This is a genomic window from Streptococcus sp. CCH8-C6, from assembly GCF_001557225.1.
GTDB lineage: Bacteria > Bacillota > Bacilli > Lactobacillales > Streptococcaceae > Streptococcus > Streptococcus sanguinis_C.
Window position 1 is genome coordinate 1 of sequence record NZ_LSJN01000052.1, and the last position, 216, is coordinate 216.

The 216-nt window shown below is 67.1% G+C and carries 1 protein-coding gene; it reads left to right on the forward strand.

What is annotated here, in order from left to right:
• Positions 1-5: 5 nt before the first annotated feature.
• On the forward strand, positions 6-176 hold the full coding sequence (locus tag AX677_RS09620) for a hypothetical protein (RefSeq protein WP_082730246.1): 171 nt from the start codon (positions 6-8) through the stop codon (positions 174-176).
• Positions 177-216 lie beyond the last annotated feature (40 nt).

Sequence of the window (216 nt, forward strand, 5' to 3'; positions counted from 1 at the left end):
CCCCCATCTCCGGCGAAGTCATCGAGGGCAACTCGATCCTGGGCGACGCGCCTGAGACCGTGAACGCCGACCCCGAGAACGGCGGCTGGTTCGCCAAGGTCCGCGTCTCCGACCCCGCCCAATACGAGTCCCTCATGGACCGCCCCGCCTACGAAGCCTTCCTCGCCACGCAGTAACCCACCCCCTTTGTCATCCCGGTCTTCGCGTGCCGCGAAA